Here is a 16467-nt window from a genome sequence, read left to right on the forward strand (position 1 = left end):
GGAATTATAAATGGCTAAAAAATATAAAGTACAACAATATTTTGACACATATCCAGATGGCAGCTGGCTATTTGATACGGAAGAAGAAGCGGTAACTTTCTACGAAAAGAAACAGCGTGATCTACGTGGCAGATACAAAACAGATGTCAGTTATATTGGATTGGTAGAAACGGAGGATAATTAATGCAAATCACAAAAGGAAAACGCGCACGAGCTCAAAAGGTAGTCATCTATGGTCCTGAGGGAATTGGTAAGTCAACCTTTGCAGCACAATTCCCAGAACCGTTGGTTATCGACACGGAAGGCTCAACCGACAACATGGACGTCTCGCGCTTGGATAAGCCATCAAGCTATACCATGCTTAAAAATGAAATTGCTTGGGTGAAAGCAAATCCAACTGTTTGTAAGACGCTTGTCATTGATACAATCGACTGGGCAGAAAGCTTAGTCATTGCGGATGTCTGCGCACAACACGGCAAAAAAGGTATTGAGGATTTCGGCTGGGGGAATGGCTACACATACACTAAGGAAGAAATGGGGCGTCTGCTCAATCTGCTTGGCGAATTGGTCGATTTAGGTATCAACGTTGTGTTAACAGCACACGCTCAAATGCGCAAGTTTGAACAGCCAGACGAAATGGGAAGTTATGACCGCTGGGAGTTAAAACTTGGCAAAAAGACAAGTTCACAGACGGCACCGTTAGTTAAAGAATGGGCTGATATGGTTCTGTTTGCCAATTATAAAACAGTCGTCATGACGGCTGATAACGGCAAGAAAAAGGCTACTGGTGGGCAACGTGTTCTATACACGCAACATCATCCAGCTTGGGACGCTAAAAACCGTCATGGTTTACCAGAGGAAATGCCGTTTGACTATGCAGGCATTGCACACATCTTTAATCAAGCACCTGCGCAACCACAGTCACAGCCTACACCTCAACCGAAACAAACAGCGCCAGAACCTGCTCCACAAGCACCAGCACAGAAACAGATACCAACTGCTGAACCAGCGCCACAGGTTCAACCACAGGCGCAAGAAACGCCACGGCAACCGTCACAAGTACCTGAAAGCTTAACGCAGCCTGCGCCAGAACGTCAACCTTACAAAGAGCCTAATTTAGCCTTACCACAAGCGCTGCGTGATTTGATGATACAAAATCAAGTCACAGAGTTTGAAATCCAAAAGGCAGTTGCTCAAAAAGGCTACTACCCTGAAGACACGCCAGTTATCATGTACGACCCAGGATTTATTGATGGTGTTCTTATCGGCGCTTGGAATCAAGTCTTTGACATGATTAAAGATAATCGTATCTTGCCATTTTAGAAAGGAATAACAATGGAAAAAACAATCAAATTAGACTTGTCAGCTATCGGTGAAGGGAGTCTACAAGAAAAAGTAGATAAAGAACTTGAAAAAGTCTTTGACAACATTCTTGACCCTAATACTGACAGTAAGACAGCTCGTAAATTAACAATTACACTAACGATGAAACCTGATGACAGTCGTCAGACGGTTAGCACAGCTATGGAAGTTAAATCACAACTTGCACCACAAAAGGGTGTTGCAACGACTGTACTTGTTGGTCAAAAAGACGGCAAAGTTTATGCTAATGAATTGTTAAGTAGCATACCTGGTCAGACTTACTTTGACAATGAAGCAGTTTTGCGCACCGACATTGGCGAACCAATCGAAGCGCTAGAAAAAGGTATTAATGAAGGTGTCATTGATTTTAACAAACAAAAGAAAGCAGGTAACTAATTATGTCAGAAAATATCAAAGAAGCGTTGGAATATGCAGTAGATTTAGCAAATAATGAAAATAAAGTCATTGAAGTAAATGGCAAATCTTATTATGATGCTCAGCGTTATCGAATGATTGAGCTTGAACCAAAACTATATCCTAAAACTTTGGCGCTTAACACTCTAGACAGTCTAGTTGACTATCTAAAATCTGGCCTCAATGGGCTAAACGAACAAAAGTTATTAGTTGTTGTAGAAGGCCCTCTTGAAGTATCTGTCTATTCAGAAGATGATGAGAGAGCGCACAGAAGTCGACTAGCAACTGTTGAAGCTATCACTCCAAATCTACATTTTGGACAGTATGAAGATGCTGCTGACTTTAATGTCATCTTGCAATCTAAGTTTATTGACAGTGATGATCGCGATGTTGTTATTGAATTTGCTAGCGCATTGAAAATTGAAAACGGCTCTGAAATTGAAGACAACGGTGTTAGCCAGATGGCTACTGTAAAAAATGGTGTGGCTAGTCTTGCAAAAGGAAAAGCACCAAATCCGGTGACGTTACGTCCATATCGTACTTTTGGCGAAGTTGAACAACCAGCTAGTAAATTTATTTTCCGAATCAATAAGCATGCTGAAATGGCATTATTTGAAGCTGACGGTGGCAAATGGCGACTAGAAGCTATCAACAATGTCGCTGATTATTTAAAGGGACAATTAACGGATCAAACTAACTTAACTATTTTAGCTTAATTCAAAAAAACAAAGGAGAAATAACAATGACACAATATAACGATAACTTTGACCATGAACTTGGTTGGGATGATGAAATTACCACAGACGCAAAAGAATTCGTACAGCTCACGCCTGGTGACTACCAATTCACAGTAATAAATCTAGAACGTGGACGTCACACACCAAACCCTCAAAACCCAGGGAAATTACCAGCCTGCAACAAAGCAACCGTCACTATTGTGATTGAAACTGCTGAAGGTGAAGCACAATTAACACATAATCTATTCTTGCATACATCAACAGAAGGTATGCTATCAGCGTTCTTTGGTGCTATCGGTCAAAAGAAACACGGTGAACCACTTCGTATGAATTGGAATAGTGTCATTGGCGCAAAAGGTGTTTGCCGAGTAAACAAACGTAAAGGTACTGGTCAATATACAGGGCAAGAATATGACAACATTAAAGCTATGATTTACGCTGATGACGTTGATTGGATAAAAGTGTTGAACGCAAACGTACAACCGCAACAGCCAACTTATCAACAACCAACACAATCTGGTTACACTCAACAGACTGCTGGCTATCAAACAACACAACCGCAGCAATATCCACAACAGCCACAAACACCTCAACAACCTGCAGGATTTCAAGCTGGGCAATTTTAAGAGGTAGCTAACAATGAAAACAAGAAAATTGAAGAATGATTTAACTGGTCAGACTTTTGGTTTTCTAAAGGTATTACGCCGTTCCGAAGATGTTGGGAACGGTCGTAAGCCTGTTGTTAAGTTTGTCTGCAAGTGCAAATGTGGAAAAACTATTCATGTTAAATCAGATTCCTTACTATCTGGTCACACAGTAAGTTGTGGATGCAAAAAAGTAAAACATGGATTTTCACACAAGGAGCGTTTATACCAAACATGGCTTAATATGCGTCAAAGATGTAGTAATCCTAATCGTCCAGATTTTGCAAGATATGGTGACAGAGGGGTAAAGATTTGCGACGAATGGCAAGAGTATTCAAAATTCAGAGAATGGTCATTATCACACGGTTACGCTGACAACTTATCAATTGACCGTATTGATGTAAACGGTGATTATGAACCCTCTAATTGTAGGTGGGTAGATAACTATATTCAAGCAAACAACACTCGTAAAAATCATTTGATTACATTTGAAGGCAAAACTTATACAATGGCAGAACTCGCCAGAAAGCTAGGGTTATCTTATGCAGCATTACAGCACAGAGTAGAGCGAGGTTGGACGATTGATAGAATCATCAACACACCTCGAAGGGGTTGGTGAAATGGAATTACGAAGCTATCAACAAGAAAGTATTGACTCTATTTTGTCAGAATGGGAGCAAGGTCATAAAAGAACGTTATTAGTTTTGCCAACAGGGTGTGGGAAAACCGTAGTCTTTACTAAGTTAACCGAGGAATTGGTTAGGCAAGGAAACCGTGTTCTTATTTTAGCTCACCGCTCGGAATTGCTAGAACAAGCAGCAGATAAATTAAAAAAAGTTACTGGGCTTGGCGCTTCGGTTGAAAAAGCTGAACAGACCTCGCAAGGGTCATGGTATCGTGTAACTGTTGGTAGTGTCCAGACGCTTCAAAGAGATAAACGACTTGAACAATTTCCGAAAGATTATTGGGATGTCATTATTGTAGACGAAGCACACCATATTTTAGCTGATGGTTACCAAAAAGTGATGAATTACTTTGATTGCGCAGATGTATTAGGGGTTACAGCTACCGCCGACAGATCTGATCGTCGCAATCTTGGCGAATATTTCGATAGTCTCGCTTATGAATATTCAATTGTTGACGCAATCAAATCTGGCTATTTGTCAAAGATTACAGCAGTTACAATACCACTGACGTTGGACTTATCGTCAGTCAGTCAACAAGCTGGTGATTTCAAAGCTAGCGAAGTCGGGACAGCGTTAGACCCATATTTAGAACAAATCGCAGATGAGATGGTTAAACAATGTGCAGACAGAAAGACGGTTGTGTTTTTGCCACTTGTTAAAACATCTAAGAAATTTCGTGACATTTTAAACAAGAAAGGTTTTAAAGCCGCTGAAGTGAATGGCGAATCAGAAGACCGTACGGAAGTCTTAGAAGATTTTGATAAAGGTAAATACAATGTTCTTTGCAATTCTATGCTACTAACTGAAGGCTGGGACTGCCCAAGTGTTGACTGTGTGGTGGTATTAAGACCGACAAAAGTTAGAGCACTGTACAGTCAAATGGTAGGGCGTGGCACTCGTTTAGCACCTGGTAAGGAAAATCTTTTGATTTTGGATTTCCTTTGGCACACAGAACGCCATGAACTATGCAGACCAGCACATCTAATCACTGACAGCCCAGAAGTGGCTAAGAAAATGGTTGAAAACATGGCTGAACAGACGAACCAACAATTTGAATTGCTGGAAGCTGAAGAAACAGCTAGCAAGGATGTTGTGGCTGAACGTGAAGAAGCGTTGGCTAAACAACTTGCAGAAATGCGTAAGCGAAAACGTCGATTAGTTGACCCACTGCAGTTTGAAATGTCTATCCAAGCAGAAGACTTAGCGGACTATGTACCTGCCTTTGGAATAGAAATGACACCACCAACAGACAAACAACTAAAAGCATTAGAAAAGTTCGGTATCTTCACTGATGACATTGGGAACTTTGGTAAGGCTAGCAAGCTGTTAGACCGACTTAAAAAACGTCAAACAGAAGGGCTTACAACGCCTAAACAAATTCGATTACTTGAACGTTATGGCTTTAAAAATGTTGGTATGTGGACATTCGACAGCGCAAGTGGCTTAATTAATCGCATTGCTGCGAATGGTTGGCGTGTTCCTCGCGGTATTCGACCAGCGGAATTTAAACCAGAATAAATAAGAAAGGAGAGAAATGCTAGATAAAGACTTTGATTTATTACCTTTACTAGATTATATAGACCCGTCAACATTGTCTTATCAAGACTGGGTAAATGTTGGTTTTGCACTTAAACATGAAGGCTACACGGCTATGGACTGGGATAACTGGTCACAAGCCGATACACGATACAAACGTGGAGAGTGTTTCAAAAAATGGGATACTTTCAATGAAGAAGCAGGTAGTGTCGTAACAGGAGCGACTATCACACAACTAGCAAAGGATAATGGCTGGCAACCTGCGTCAAGCGGTCGTGGTGATTTCCATGAGCTAGATTGGGAAGATACCATTGACCGTGACTATCAAATCGTTGATAAGAACTGGATTGAGTCCAAAGAAATCAGAGAGCCACTTAATTGGCAACCTGCACAAGACTTGATCAGGTATTTAGAAACCTTGTTTGATTCAACGGATTTGGTTGGCTACGTGACTGCGACATATCCAATTGAAACAGACAATGGCACGATTTATAAGCCAACGCAAGGAAATTTTGACAGGACAGCTGGTGAGCTTATCCAGTTGTTGCAAAAAACGCCTGATGACATTGGCGCTGTCTTTGGTGATTACAAGGAAGAAGCAGGTGCGTGGATTCGTTTCAATCCGTTAGATGGTAAAGGTGTTAAAAACGACAACGTCGCAGATTTTCGTTACGCATTAGTTGAATCAGATACGTTAGACATTGGTAAGCAATATGCGTTATTTAAAGAGCTTGAATTACCAATTGCAACGCTCGTTCATTCTGGTAAGAAGTCACTACACGCAGTCGTAAAAGTAGACGCCAGAGATTACCAAGAATACCGAAAACGCGTAGATTACATTTATCAAATCTGTAAAAAGAACGGACTTGACATTGACACGCAAAACCGCAATCCAAGTCGATTAAGTCGTATGCCTGGTGTGACACGAAACGGACACAAGCAGTTCTTAATTGATACTAACATTGGTAAGGCGAATTACGAAGAGTGGTATCAATGGGTTGAAGACTTAAACGATGATTTACCAGACCCAGAAGGGTTGTTAGACAGCTGGGACGACATGCCAGACTTAGCACCGGAGCTTATCCACAGTGTGTTGCGGCAAGGGCATAAAATGCTAATTGCTGGTCCGTCTAAAGCTGGTAAATCGTTCGCATTGATTGAGCTATCAATCGCCATAGCAGAAGGCAGCAAGTGGTTAGGTTGGCAATGTGAACAAGGACGTGTCTTATACGTCAATCTGGAACTTGATAGACCGTCAGCGTTGCATCGTTTCAGGGATGTTTACGATGCCATGGGCTTACATCCTAGCAATGTGGCAAATATTGACATCTGGAACTTGCGCGGAAAGACTGTTCCAATGGATAAGTTAGCGCCGAAGTTAATCAGACGGTCGCTTAAAAAGAATTACCAAGCGGTCATTATTGACCCAATCTACAAAGTTTTGACTGGTGACGAAAACAGCGCGGACCAAATGGCGCACTTTACTAATCAGTTTGACAAGGTGGCAACGGAACTAGGTTGTAGTGTGATTTACTGTCACCACCATTCAAAAGGTGCACAAGGTAGCAAGAAATCAATGGACCGTGCAAGTGGTTCAGGAGTGTTTGCTCGTGACCCAGACGCGCTTATTGACTTAGTCGAACTTGAACTAAACGACAATCTGATTAAACAGCGTACTGATAAAGCGAAATGCGACGTGTTTAAACGTGCTATCCAAGAGAAGAACTTAGATTATTATCAACACGAAATCACACTTGATGATTTGCAAAGTGTCGCACAGATGAGCAAACATTTTGACAAAGCACTTGATGACATCATGGTTAGAAAGCCATACTTGCACGAAATTCAAAAAGTAGAAGAATCTATCAAGATTGCCACAGCATGGCGTGTTGAGGGGACGCTTCGTGAATTTGCGAAATTCCCACCAGTAAATATGTGGTTTACTTATCCAGTGCATCGTGTGGACACGACGGGAGTGCTTGCGGATATTCAAGTTGAAGACGATAAGCCAAACTGGCAAAAAGCTGCCAAAAAAGCTCGTGAAGGTCGTAAGTCAGCTGAGCAAAACTTGGAAGAACGTAATCAAATATTAGAGGATGCGTATAATACTCAAAAAGATTTTAACCCAGATGGTCCAGTCACTAAGGAAGACATTGCTAATTTGACAGGTATAAAAGTACGAACTGTCGAAAAATATGTCAGAGAGCATGATGATTTTGTTCTAAAAAATGGGAATATTATCAAAATAAATTAGCGAAAAAATCTACACACTTTAATAAAAAAGTGCTATGTAAAAAAATCAGTTTTAAGCAGTTTTTTATTAAGCTATAACATGTTATAGCACTAATGTATGTCGTGTAAAAAAATCAGTTTTCTGTAATGTATGTATGTCGTGTAAAAAAATCAGTTTTAAGCAGTTTTTTATTAAGCTATAACATGTTATAGCACTAATGTATGTCGTGTAAAAAAATCAGTTTTCTGTAATGTATGTATGTCGTGTAAAAAAATCAGTTTTAAGCAGTTTTTTATTAAAAAAGTGAGCTACAACACGGGGTAAACCCCAAGTTTGGGGAGTGTTTTGGATTCGCATGTATGAAAGTCGAATGTTACGAGAGATTGGGCGACTAAGTTACGCCCAAATCATCTCGTACCAACTTTCGACAAGCGCGTGACTGCGAATGATCAAAAGCAGTCATAAATCAAAAGTAGAAAGTTAAGGTGTAAAAATGAAAGTAGGAATTTTTAAAGAAAAATTTACTGATGTTGATTTCAACAGTGAAGATTTAGAAACTGCTGTTGAAAAATTTGAAGATAGAATTAATGGCTATGCTAACGACCTAGAAAATGAAGGTAGTAAAATCATTGACATTGAATTTGTATTCTTTGAAGACGGTCGAGCAATCGCAGTGATGAAGTATGAGGAAGATTATTGAGGTGCAAAGGATGCCAATTGAAGAGCTAAGAGAAATGCTTATTAAAGTCATCAAGAAATTGGATGGATATACTGATAGAGAATTGATTGAAATTCAATGTATTGGCGATAAGCTAAAAGAGATGGCTATGTATGAAACTTTTTTAAGAGAAAGAAGGTAACAAAATGACATTAAACAAAAAAGCTATTGACAATCTAAAAAATGAAATTGATTGCTTATTGGATAAATGTGAAGAGGATTTTGAAGAAATGGCACTTAATCCAGATTACACATTTGGATTGCTTATGAGTGCCAGTGCGACACTTGGTGCGGTTTCTAGGGAGCTATCTGATGATTGAATTTTTTATTCCAATGAAAAAAATTCCAACAGTCACACATCAGCAAAAGAAAGTCCGTGTCGTTAACGGCAAGCCACAGTTCTATGAGCCAGACGAGCTAAAGGAAACACGAGCGATGTTTATGGAACTGTTTACACCGTATCGACCAAAAGAACCAATGGACGGTCCGTTGAGATTGACGACTAAATGGCTGTTTCCAAAAGTCAAAGGAACAACTAACGGTCAGTACAAGCATACAAAGCCTGATACAGATAATCTTGTTAAGCTGCTAAAAGATTGCATGGAAAGAACGGGATTCTATGTCAATGATTCAAGAGTGGCTAGTGAGATAATAGAAAAGTTTTGGGCGGACACCGTCGGCATTTATGTAAAGCTGGAGGAACTATGAAGGTAAACTATATTGAGTTTTTTCAAACAGAAGTGCCAAACTGGATGAGAGAAAGCAACCAGAAATCACAAGAAGTCGGTTTTGGAACTATTGAATACTGGGAATGGGTTAATCAGTCTATTGTGGCTATTTGTGAGAAGTACAATAATGATGAATTAGTCAACGGTCAGTTTCACTTGATTTGGGAATGGCTAGAGAAACAAGCGAAAGGAGTAGGTAATGTATAAGGTAACAGTTTATTTTGACAACATGGTTGATGAAGAATACAGGTTTAAAAAGGAAGGTGACGCAGCTAAGTGTTGCGATAATCTGAAGCGTAAATATCAAGGTCAGCGGTTGTATAGAGTAAAAATGGAGGAAGTTGAGTGAAAGATGCTGTAAAAGTCGTTGCAAGCATGATTATAGTGCTGCTTTGTACTTTAGGATTTATCTGCATGATTTACCAAGCAGGTTACCAAGCTGCTAAAAACGAACAGCAACCAGTGATTGTTTATCAAGTAGATAATGCAGGCGGTGTGATGGTAGGTCAAATCACTGACAAGGAAATCATAGAGGGACGCTACACGGTCACAGCTCATGTCTACGGTAAGTTCTTAGTTACCAAAGAACAGTACGAGGCTATTAAGGTTGGTGACCCAATCCCTGATTATTTGAAGAAAAGAGGAAGTTGAGATGACAAAAACTATTGAAATCCCAGATTGGTGCTCCATGTGGGGCAGCAAAGATGAACGCTATGGATCACTAGAAGAACTGAAAGAGTTGCTACTCTACAAACGGATTGTAAAGTGGGACAAAGACTACATAGAGCTTGAAGATGGAACTAAGGTCACTATAGAGGAGTCAGAAAGTGATTGTTGTGCTAGTGCAGGCGGAGAGTTCAAAGATGTCAAGCTAGACGCTGTTATCACTGATGTCAAAATTGGTGAACAAGTAAAAGAGGAAAGTGATTGGGGGACAACAACCAGTAAGAACACAGTCACTATTTATCATAATCAAAATCCTATAGCATTAGCAGAATGTGAGGCAGATGATGGTAATGGTGGATATTATTACAGCATAGGCTCTCTTGTTATTGGAAAAATTCATTTTCCAGTAGTTGAGGCTTAGGAGGCAACCAAATGAACAAGCGACAACGTAAAAAGAAAATCCTGAATGGATTGAGCACAGAAGAAAGATACCGTAGAACGCATTGCCCTGTTTGTAAAGAAAAAATCGGAGTATTTGACGAATATTTTAACACATACGGTTTTTGCTCTGAATATTGTGGCTATGAATACTATGGAATTTCAAGATTATAAAACTGAGTAATGAAAGGATGGGATTGAAATGACACTATTTGATGAAGTACGGCAATTAAGTTCAGAAAGCTATGACAAGTGGTTTGAACGTTACTTTAAAAAATATGACTTGGAAAAAGTCATTAAAGAATCAGCTATGCAAGGGTACACAGGTCATCTAATGAGTGTCTTAAAAGTTAAAGATGATTATACTAGGCGTAGATTGGATGATGAAAGGACACTTGAGAAAATCAAGGAATTGTTAGGAGATGGTTTCAAAGTAGAGTATCATTCGACCTATAGTAAAAATTTGTTTACTGGTGAAGAGTTTATCACTAACAAGCAAATTCATATTTCATGGTAACAAAAAAGCCAAGGCACTCTCTGCCCTGGCTGTGGTTTCGCTATCAATATTATACCACAAAGGAGACAGAGAGTGAACAAGGCTAAAGAATTGCTTGATGAGTTACAAAACCTTGATATGGACATCCAGAGCCGTATAGATGAAATTAATGAACTTGAGGCAGGTTTGCTCTCTAGCCCCAAGTGGACAGCAGACAGGGTCAAGGGTGGTAAGGCTAAAAAGGTTGATGATGTCTATACTCAGCTAGTCGTGATGAAAGAGGCGATTGAACAAGATACCAATGAGGTTATTAACAGGAAACTTGAGTTAGGTAGATTGATTAACAAGCTGAAAAATCCAAAGAGTAGGTCTATTCTCAGAATGACTTATATTACTAAGATGTATGTTGATGATATTTGTGATAAGCTAGCTATCAGCAAAAGCTCTTATTACAACATGCGCAGAAATGCCGTGGAGGAATTAGAGCACATCTTGGAATAATTTGGAATTTTTTGGAACGTTCTAAAAAACATTACATAAACCTAGATAATCTTGGCGTGCACTGTAATCATAATCTGCTAGAATGGTAGTATCAAGAAATAAGGGTAAGGCAGTAAGCCTTGCCTGTTATGGAGAGTTGGCAGAGTTGGTCGAATGTGCCCGTTTGCTAGACGGGTGGCCGCCTACGTGCGGTCCGTGGGTTCGAATCCCACACCCTCCTTCCGGGAACATGAGCCAAGATTGGAAATTGGCAAGGGTAGCGCCCTGAGCAAGTCCGTGTGACGTCCACGGCGTAACGCTATGTGCAGGTTCGATTCCTGCTGTTCCCGTTAAGGCAATATGGCAGTCAACTGTTACAGTGTGCCTAAGTTGTTAAAATGTGGTGGCAACCTAGCTGGAAACAGCACAACTCTTAGATGTGGCAACAGCAACATCGCAAACCCACACAGCTTAGTTGGAAGTCTAAGCAAGTCACACAATCGTGTGGCTTTTATTTTTGCAAAGAAATGGAGGTGATGGAAAATGGGATGACCGAAAAACAGAAGATTTTTGCCGATGAGTACATCATCGACTTAAACGCGACACGAGCTTACAAGGCTGCTTATCCGAATGTAAAAAAAGATGCAGTTGCTCAAGCAAATGGTAGTAGATTGCTATCAAATGCTATGGTCAAGGCCTATATAGACGAGCAGCTAGAAAAGTTGCGCTCGGAACGGGTTGCAGACCAGCAGGAAGTTATGGAGTACTTAACAGCTGTAATGCGTGGTGAAAAGACTGAACCTCTTTTGGTCTTGGACGGCGAAGGAACACAAAAAGTTATTGAAGCACCTCCAAACGTCCAAGCTAGAACGAAGGCTGCTGAACTGCTTGGCAAGCGATATAGATTATTTACTGACAAGCAAGAAATCAATGTAGAAGCCAATGTATCAACTAGCAAACTTGATGGCATTTTGGCGCAGTTAGAAGATGATAGTTCATGAGTGATTTAATTTTATCTGACAAATACAAAGCATTTTTGCGACACAACGCACAAGCTGAAGCCTTAGAAGGCACAACAGCGGCAGGGAAGACGACGGTTGGTGCGTTTAAGTTCATGCTAAAGGTTGCTAAGTCATCTAAAAAGTTGCATTTTATTGCTTCGAAATCAATTGGTGACGCTGAAAAGAATATCATCAATTCTGATTTAGGGATAGTTGATATTTTTGGTGATTTAGTGCAGTATCGCGGGAATGGCAGTCTTGATTATAAGATATCTCATTTGGTCTATCACATCGATAACAAGCCAGAAAACGATAAAATTATTTTTATTTTGGGCTATGAAGATAAAACAAAGTGGAAGAAAGCGCTTGGTTCTCAATTTGGTTGTGGTTACATTGACGAAATCAACACGGCTGATACAGACTTTGTTCAAGAATCAACTATGCGTTGCGACTACTGGATGTGTACTATGAACCCAGACGATCCAAACTTGCCAGTCTATAGCCAGTATATTAACCGTTTTAGAGCATTGCCTGAGTATCAGTCAGATACTCCAAAAGAAATCCAAGAAGAGTTAGACAAGCAGCCAGAGCATCCAGATTGGACGTACTGGTTTTTTAATTTCGATCATAACGCAGGATTGCCAGAAGAAAAGAAGCGACAGATTATTGAGACTGTGGCTGTTGGGACTAAGATTTACAAAAACAAAATCTTAGGACTTCGTGGTCGGTCGGAAGGTCTTATTTTCTCTATGTTCGAGAGACAGCGCAACGTCATTACACGCACACAAGCCAAATCGTTTAGCTATGCGCAGTTTTCGTGTGGTGTTGATACGTCATATTCTGAACAGTCAAACGACACAATCGCTTTTATTTTCCAAGGTATTACGCGAGACGGTAAGCTAGTGACACTTGCTGAACGTGTTTACAACAATAAAGATTTAAGTGGTGATAAGATAGCGCCGTCAGATACAGTCGAGCTATTGCATAAGTTTCTAGATGATTGTAAGGACGATTGGGGTTTTGCGCGTAGGATTTACGTTGATAACGCAGACCAAGCAACAATTATGGAATTGAGGAAATACGCTAATAAATATGGTCTGCTATACGAGTTCATGAATGCGAACAAGAAAGTCAAAATCATTGACCGTATTAATTTAATGGCTAGCTGGATGAAACAAGGTTATTACTTTGTCGTTGATGATTGTACGGAACATTTACACGAATTGGACGTCTACAGCTGGAAAGAAGGCAAGGATGAGCCAGAGGATAGAAACGATCACACCATCAATGCTTGTCAATATGGCTTTATTCCGTACATCAAAATGATAGGAGAAAGACAGAACAATTCTAACCAGTTCGATACGCTTCGGGCTGGTTTTGGTTTGTAGAAAGGGAAATTATGACTTACAAAGAAACTTTTACAGATAGCTCAGGAAATAGCAAGCTACTTGAGCTGCGTTTCCATCGCGAATCACGGATGAGGTATCAGGCTGAATCAGTCGAAGTTTTATTTGCAGATAATTACAAGCTGCTAAAAACTATTCTGAATCATCATGAAAAGGTTCAGCGTCCACGCATTCAAGAACTGTTAGACTACGCAGAAGGGAATAATCACGATATCAGTAAAGCTGGTCGACGTCGTGATGATGACATGGCAGACGCACGCGCTATCCATAATTTCGGAAAGGCGATTGCAACTTTTAAGCAAGGTTATTTAGTCGGCAATCCAATTCGCGTTGAATATGCAGATAAAGCCATTCAGCGAGTCTTAGATGATTTGGAGCAGCAAGATAACTTGCATCAGTTAAACCGTTCTTTAGTTTTGGATTTGTCCAAAACTGGTAGAGCTTATGATTTGGTTTATCGTGCTATGGACGATATGACACGCGCAGTTAAGCTTGATCCATTGAATACTTTTGTTATTTATGACACAACACTAGAAGAACACTCCGTGGCTGGTGTGCGATACTACAAACAAAGTCAGTTTGATGACAAGCACAAGACTGTCGAAGTGTATACAGCTGACAGCATTCATAAGTTTGACTGGTCTGGTGATTTACAAGAAATTAAAGTCAGTCCGCACATCTTTGGTTTAGTACCAATCACAGAGTACCTCAATAACTCAAACGGGCTTGGTGACTACGAAACAGAGCTGTCATTGATTGACCTGTACGACGCTTCGCAATCTGATACAGCCAACTATATGCAAGACTTATCAGACGCCATTTTGGCTATCATAGGTCGTGTTAACTTCCCAGCTGATTGTGATACTGCGCAAAAGCAGATTGAGTACATGCGGAAAATGCGCAAAGCTCGCCTGTTAAACTTAGAACCACCTATCGACCAAGAGGGAAGAGAAGGGAATGTTGACGCTAAGTATCTGTATAAGCAATATGATGTTAACGGTACTGAAGCTTATAAAAAGCGTGTCGTTGATGATATCCACAAGTTTACAATGTTTCCTGATTTGTCAGATGAAAACTTTGGAGGGACACAATCAGGTGTTGCTATGGCATGGAAAACATTTGCTCTTGACCAAGCGCGTGTGGATATGCAGGCGTTATTTGAAAAGTCGTTACAGCGTCGCTATCGTTTGATTGCCAAGGTTGGTATGGTTGCTAAAGAACTGACGAATTTTGATGTCTCTAAGTTGTCGTTTACGTTTACGCCTAACTTGCCAACAAACTCAGCGGACATCGTAACTAATGCCCGCAATCTTTTTGGTTTGGTTAGTGACAAAACAGTTTTAGGCACGCTTGAACCTGTTACTGGTGTCAAGAAAGAGGAAGAACTCAAGCGCTTAAAGCAGGAACAACCAACGCAACCTGATTCAAGGTTTGGCGAGGTAACAGAAGATGGCCAAGAAAACAACAGCGCACAATGATTACTGGGGCAAGCGCAGTGCAGATATTATGCGACATGTTGATGGTACAGACATTGATATGTTTGCTGAATTGCAAAAAATTTATGCTGAGCAATCAGCAGAGCTCCAACGTGATTTGTTTGCATTCGTGACTAAATATGCAGATGATAATAAAATGAGCTATTCTGACGCCCTACAGCGCCTTAGAGGAGTTGACCTATCAAATTATCAAGCGAACGCTAAGAAGTACCGTGAGCAAGCCGAGAAAGACCCCGAATTGCTTAAACGATTGAATGAACAGTATGCTAGCTCAAAAGTGACACGACTGGATGCGTTAAATCTTGAAATGACATACAAGGTTGGTGTTATGCAAGGTGTTCTTGAAACGTCGTTTGAAAATTATCTGAAGTCAACTGCTAAATACGCTTATAAGAAAGCCATGGGTGGCAATAGTGGTGCTTTAAATGAACCAGCGCTGAAAGAACTTATCAACACACCTTTCAACGGTCGGAACTATTCGCAGCAACTATGGGGCAATACTGACAATCTAGCCAGTGACTTCCGAGATATCCTCAAACGTGGATTTATTAGAGGTGATGATGTACGTAGTATGGCTGGTGAGCTTGCCAAGAAGTACAATGTAGCACGCTCAAGAGCTCAAACGCTTATTAGAACTGATGGTACAGCTATTGTTAATCGTTCAGCTATTAGGCGCTATCAAGAATCTGGTTTGGAATATTATCGTATATCGGTACAAATGGACAACAGGACATCTGAGACATGTAAGAGAATCCATGCAGAGGATAAACGTTATCAAATTGATGAGTTCGAAGTTGGTGTAACTGCACCACCTTTCCACTTTAATTGTCGGTCGGCTGTTATTCCAGATGAGGATGAGTTAGACGAACAATCGTTAAGAAATATTGGAAAAGCAAATGTAGATAACTTATTTGAAGATGTATCAAAGATTTGGGATGAAGTTTCTCATGGTGCGGTAGATAGAGAACAAATAAGAAATAAGCTGCAAGATAGGTATGATATAGGCGTTTTATCGCCTAAAATTAGTCAATATACGGCATTTAATAATGTTTATATAGACGGCAATGGTTTATCTTCTTCTTTGCGTTCTCACGGTCAGCAGTATACTTTAGATGAATTTAAATTGATTGAAGATGTAATTAAAAAACCTTACTTAGCTCTTGATAATTCTTCAAGGGTGGAAGGGTCACTTCTTCTTTATGCTAAAATACCTAACAAAGACCGTTTAGTTATGGAAGCAGTTATTGTTCCTCGTGATGAAATGATGATGATTCATTTTAATAAAGTAGGTATTAGGCAAGAAAAGAAGAATAGAAAAAACAATGTAATACTTTACGAAAAAGGCAAAGAATAGTATAATATAGGTGAGAAAAGATAGAGGTTGAGAATCTGTCACCAACACGCCGCTTAGCTAGCGGGCCAGAAA

General features: G+C 40.1%; 23 protein-coding genes and 2 tRNA genes. All 25 read left to right on the forward strand.

The window, feature by feature from the left end:
- The first annotated feature begins 10 nt into the window (after positions 1–10).
- The 25 genes from ABZ559_RS04960 (at position 11) to ABZ559_RS05080 (ending at position 16395) form a co-directional block, all read left to right on the forward strand.
- Positions 11–184 (forward strand): hypothetical protein, encoded by a 174-nt coding sequence (locus tag ABZ559_RS04960; protein WP_367007413.1) that lies wholly within the window; start codon positions 11–13, stop codon positions 182–184.
- Positions 184–1323 (forward strand): AAA family ATPase, encoded by a 1140-nt coding sequence (locus ABZ559_RS04965; RefSeq protein WP_367007414.1) that lies wholly within the window; start codon positions 184–186, stop codon positions 1321–1323. Before ABZ559_RS04960 ends, ABZ559_RS04965 begins: the two co-directional genes overlap by 1 nt.
- Before the next feature lie 12 nt (positions 1324–1335).
- The gene (locus ABZ559_RS04970; RefSeq protein WP_367007415.1) at positions 1336–1758 is read left to right on the forward strand and encodes a hypothetical protein; all 423 of its coding nucleotides are present in this window, start codon (positions 1336–1338) and stop codon (positions 1756–1758) included.
- 2 nt (positions 1759–1760) lie between these two features.
- Positions 1761–2492 carry a hypothetical protein gene (locus tag ABZ559_RS04975; RefSeq protein ID WP_367007416.1) on the forward strand — a complete coding sequence of 244 codons (732 nt, stop codon included), beginning with the start codon at positions 1761–1763 and terminating at the stop codon, positions 2490–2492.
- Positions 2493–2518: 26 nt separating this feature from the next.
- A complete protein-coding gene (locus tag ABZ559_RS04980) occupies positions 2519–3139 on the forward strand; it encodes a hypothetical protein (RefSeq protein WP_367007417.1) in 621 nt (206 codons plus the stop codon).
- 13 nt (positions 3140–3152) lie between these two features.
- The gene (locus tag ABZ559_RS04985) at positions 3153–3776 is read left to right on the forward strand and encodes a hypothetical protein (RefSeq protein ID WP_367007418.1); all 624 of its coding nucleotides are present in this window, start codon (positions 3153–3155) and stop codon (positions 3774–3776) included.
- A gap of 1 nt (position 3777) precedes the next feature.
- Positions 3778–5361 carry a DEAD/DEAH box helicase family protein gene (locus ABZ559_RS04990; protein WP_367007419.1) on the forward strand — a complete coding sequence of 528 codons (1584 nt, stop codon included), beginning with the start codon at positions 3778–3780 and terminating at the stop codon, positions 5359–5361.
- Positions 5362–5377: 16 nt separating this feature from the next.
- Positions 5378–7633, forward strand: coding sequence for an AAA family ATPase (locus ABZ559_RS04995; protein WP_367007420.1), 2256 nt, complete (start codon positions 5378–5380; stop codon positions 7631–7633).
- Between the two features lie 472 nt (positions 7634–8105).
- Positions 8106–8312, forward strand: a complete 207-nt coding sequence (locus ABZ559_RS05000; protein WP_367007421.1) for a hypothetical protein — start codon at positions 8106–8108, stop codon at positions 8310–8312.
- Between the two features lie 10 nt (positions 8313–8322).
- Positions 8323–8472 (forward strand): hypothetical protein, encoded by a 150-nt coding sequence (locus tag ABZ559_RS05005; protein ID WP_367007422.1) that lies wholly within the window; start codon positions 8323–8325, stop codon positions 8470–8472.
- 4 nt (positions 8473–8476) lie between these two features.
- On the forward strand, positions 8477–8650 hold the full coding sequence (locus ABZ559_RS05010) for a hypothetical protein (RefSeq protein ID WP_367007423.1): 174 nt from the start codon (positions 8477–8479) through the stop codon (positions 8648–8650).
- Entirely contained in the window at positions 8643–9038 is a 396-nt protein-coding gene (locus tag ABZ559_RS05015; RefSeq protein WP_367007424.1) for a RusA family crossover junction endodeoxyribonuclease, read from the forward strand. Before ABZ559_RS05010 ends, ABZ559_RS05015 begins: the two co-directional genes overlap by 8 nt.
- Positions 9035–9265 carry a hypothetical protein gene (locus tag ABZ559_RS05020; protein ID WP_367007425.1) on the forward strand — a complete coding sequence of 77 codons (231 nt, stop codon included), beginning with the start codon at positions 9035–9037 and terminating at the stop codon, positions 9263–9265. The genes ABZ559_RS05015 and ABZ559_RS05020 overlap by 4 nt, the downstream gene beginning before the upstream one ends.
- Entirely contained in the window at positions 9258–9407 is a 150-nt protein-coding gene (locus ABZ559_RS05025) for a hypothetical protein (protein WP_367007426.1), read from the forward strand. The genes ABZ559_RS05020 and ABZ559_RS05025 overlap by 8 nt, the downstream gene beginning before the upstream one ends.
- A gap of 26 nt (positions 9408–9433) precedes the next feature.
- Positions 9434–9709 (forward strand): DUF1372 family protein, encoded by a 276-nt coding sequence (locus ABZ559_RS05030; RefSeq protein ID WP_367007625.1) that lies wholly within the window; start codon positions 9434–9436, stop codon positions 9707–9709.
- 1 nt (position 9710) lies between these two features.
- Entirely contained in the window at positions 9711–10145 is a 435-nt protein-coding gene (locus tag ABZ559_RS05035) for a hypothetical protein (protein WP_367007427.1), read from the forward strand.
- A gap of 11 nt (positions 10146–10156) precedes the next feature.
- Complete coding sequence (locus tag ABZ559_RS05040) at positions 10157–10336, forward strand: hypothetical protein (RefSeq protein WP_162636964.1); 180 nt, start codon at positions 10157–10159, stop codon at positions 10334–10336.
- Positions 10337–10364: 28 nt separating this feature from the next.
- The gene (locus tag ABZ559_RS05045; protein ID WP_367007428.1) at positions 10365–10679 is read left to right on the forward strand and encodes a hypothetical protein; all 315 of its coding nucleotides are present in this window, start codon (positions 10365–10367) and stop codon (positions 10677–10679) included.
- Between the two features lie 72 nt (positions 10680–10751).
- Positions 10752–11159, forward strand: a complete 408-nt coding sequence (locus ABZ559_RS05050; RefSeq protein WP_367007429.1) for a DUF1492 domain-containing protein — start codon at positions 10752–10754, stop codon at positions 11157–11159.
- Between the two features lie 130 nt (positions 11160–11289).
- A tRNA-Ser gene (locus ABZ559_RS05055) sits at positions 11290–11379 on the forward strand.
- Positions 11380–11382: 3 nt separating this feature from the next.
- Positions 11383–11488: transfer RNA gene (locus ABZ559_RS05060), tRNA-OTHER, on the forward strand.
- Between the two features lie 198 nt (positions 11489–11686).
- Positions 11687–12139, forward strand: coding sequence for a terminase small subunit (locus tag ABZ559_RS05065; protein ID WP_367007430.1), 453 nt, complete (start codon positions 11687–11689; stop codon positions 12137–12139).
- Complete coding sequence (locus ABZ559_RS05070; RefSeq protein ID WP_367007431.1) at positions 12136–13527, forward strand: terminase family protein; 1392 nt, start codon at positions 12136–12138, stop codon at positions 13525–13527. Before ABZ559_RS05065 ends, ABZ559_RS05070 begins: the two co-directional genes overlap by 4 nt.
- Before the next feature lie 11 nt (positions 13528–13538).
- Positions 13539–15023: a phage portal protein gene (locus tag ABZ559_RS05075; RefSeq protein WP_367007432.1), complete on the forward strand. Its 1485-nt coding sequence runs from the start codon at positions 13539–13541 to the stop codon at positions 15021–15023.
- Positions 14995–16395, forward strand: coding sequence for a minor capsid protein (locus ABZ559_RS05080; RefSeq protein ID WP_367007433.1), 1401 nt, complete (start codon positions 14995–14997; stop codon positions 16393–16395). The genes ABZ559_RS05075 and ABZ559_RS05080 overlap by 29 nt, the downstream gene beginning before the upstream one ends.
- Positions 16396–16467 lie beyond the last annotated feature (72 nt).

This window comes from Streptococcus sp. ZY19097, assembly GCF_040731245.1.
Classification (GTDB): domain Bacteria; phylum Bacillota; class Bacilli; order Lactobacillales; family Streptococcaceae; genus Streptococcus; species Streptococcus orisratti.

Bases quoted from the DNA above. Each gene is read 5' to 3' on its own strand.
- ABZ559_RS05000 (WP_367007421.1), top strand. From the start codon at position 8,106: ATGAAAGTAGGAATTTTTAAAGAAAAATTTACTGATGTTGATTTCAAC.
- ABZ559_RS05005 (WP_367007422.1), top strand. From the start codon at position 8,323: ATGCCAATTGAAGAGCTAAGAGAAATGCTTATTAAAGTCATCAAGAAA.
- ABZ559_RS05030 (WP_367007625.1), top strand. From the start codon at position 9,434: ATGATTATAGTGCTGCTTTGTACTTTAGGATTTATCTGCATGATTTAC.
- ABZ559_RS04985 (WP_367007418.1), top strand. From the start codon at position 3,153: ATGAAAACAAGAAAATTGAAGAATGATTTAACTGGTCAGACTTTTGGT.
- ABZ559_RS05015 (WP_367007424.1), top strand. From the start codon at position 8,643: ATGATTGAATTTTTTATTCCAATGAAAAAAATTCCAACAGTCACACAT.
- ABZ559_RS04975 (WP_367007416.1), top strand. From the start codon at position 1,761: ATGTCAGAAAATATCAAAGAAGCGTTGGAATATGCAGTAGATTTAGCA.
- ABZ559_RS05045 (WP_367007428.1), top strand. From the start codon at position 10,365: ATGACACTATTTGATGAAGTACGGCAATTAAGTTCAGAAAGCTATGAC.
- ABZ559_RS05025 (WP_367007426.1), top strand. From the start codon at position 9,258: ATGTATAAGGTAACAGTTTATTTTGACAACATGGTTGATGAAGAATAC.
- ABZ559_RS05020 (WP_367007425.1), top strand. From the start codon at position 9,035: ATGAAGGTAAACTATATTGAGTTTTTTCAAACAGAAGTGCCAAACTGG.
- ABZ559_RS04980 (WP_367007417.1), top strand. From the start codon at position 2,519: ATGACACAATATAACGATAACTTTGACCATGAACTTGGTTGGGATGAT.
- ABZ559_RS04990 (WP_367007419.1), top strand. From the start codon at position 3,778: ATGGAATTACGAAGCTATCAACAAGAAAGTATTGACTCTATTTTGTCA.
- ABZ559_RS05080 (WP_367007433.1), top strand. From the start codon at position 14,995: ATGGCCAAGAAAACAACAGCGCACAATGATTACTGGGGCAAGCGCAGT.
- ABZ559_RS04965 (WP_367007414.1), top strand. From the start codon at position 184: ATGCAAATCACAAAAGGAAAACGCGCACGAGCTCAAAAGGTAGTCATC.
- ABZ559_RS05040 (WP_162636964.1), top strand. From the start codon at position 10,157: ATGAACAAGCGACAACGTAAAAAGAAAATCCTGAATGGATTGAGCACA.
- ABZ559_RS05075 (WP_367007432.1), top strand. From the start codon at position 13,539: ATGACTTACAAAGAAACTTTTACAGATAGCTCAGGAAATAGCAAGCTA.
- ABZ559_RS05065 (WP_367007430.1), top strand. From the start codon at position 11,687: ATGACCGAAAAACAGAAGATTTTTGCCGATGAGTACATCATCGACTTA.
- ABZ559_RS05010 (WP_367007423.1), top strand. From the start codon at position 8,477: ATGACATTAAACAAAAAAGCTATTGACAATCTAAAAAATGAAATTGAT.
- ABZ559_RS05070 (WP_367007431.1), top strand. From the start codon at position 12,136: ATGAGTGATTTAATTTTATCTGACAAATACAAAGCATTTTTGCGACAC.
- ABZ559_RS04970 (WP_367007415.1), top strand. From the start codon at position 1,336: ATGGAAAAAACAATCAAATTAGACTTGTCAGCTATCGGTGAAGGGAGT.
- ABZ559_RS04960 (WP_367007413.1), top strand. From the start codon at position 11: ATGGCTAAAAAATATAAAGTACAACAATATTTTGACACATATCCAGAT.
- ABZ559_RS05035 (WP_367007427.1), top strand. From the start codon at position 9,711: ATGACAAAAACTATTGAAATCCCAGATTGGTGCTCCATGTGGGGCAGC.
- ABZ559_RS04995 (WP_367007420.1), top strand. From the start codon at position 5,378: ATGCTAGATAAAGACTTTGATTTATTACCTTTACTAGATTATATAGAC.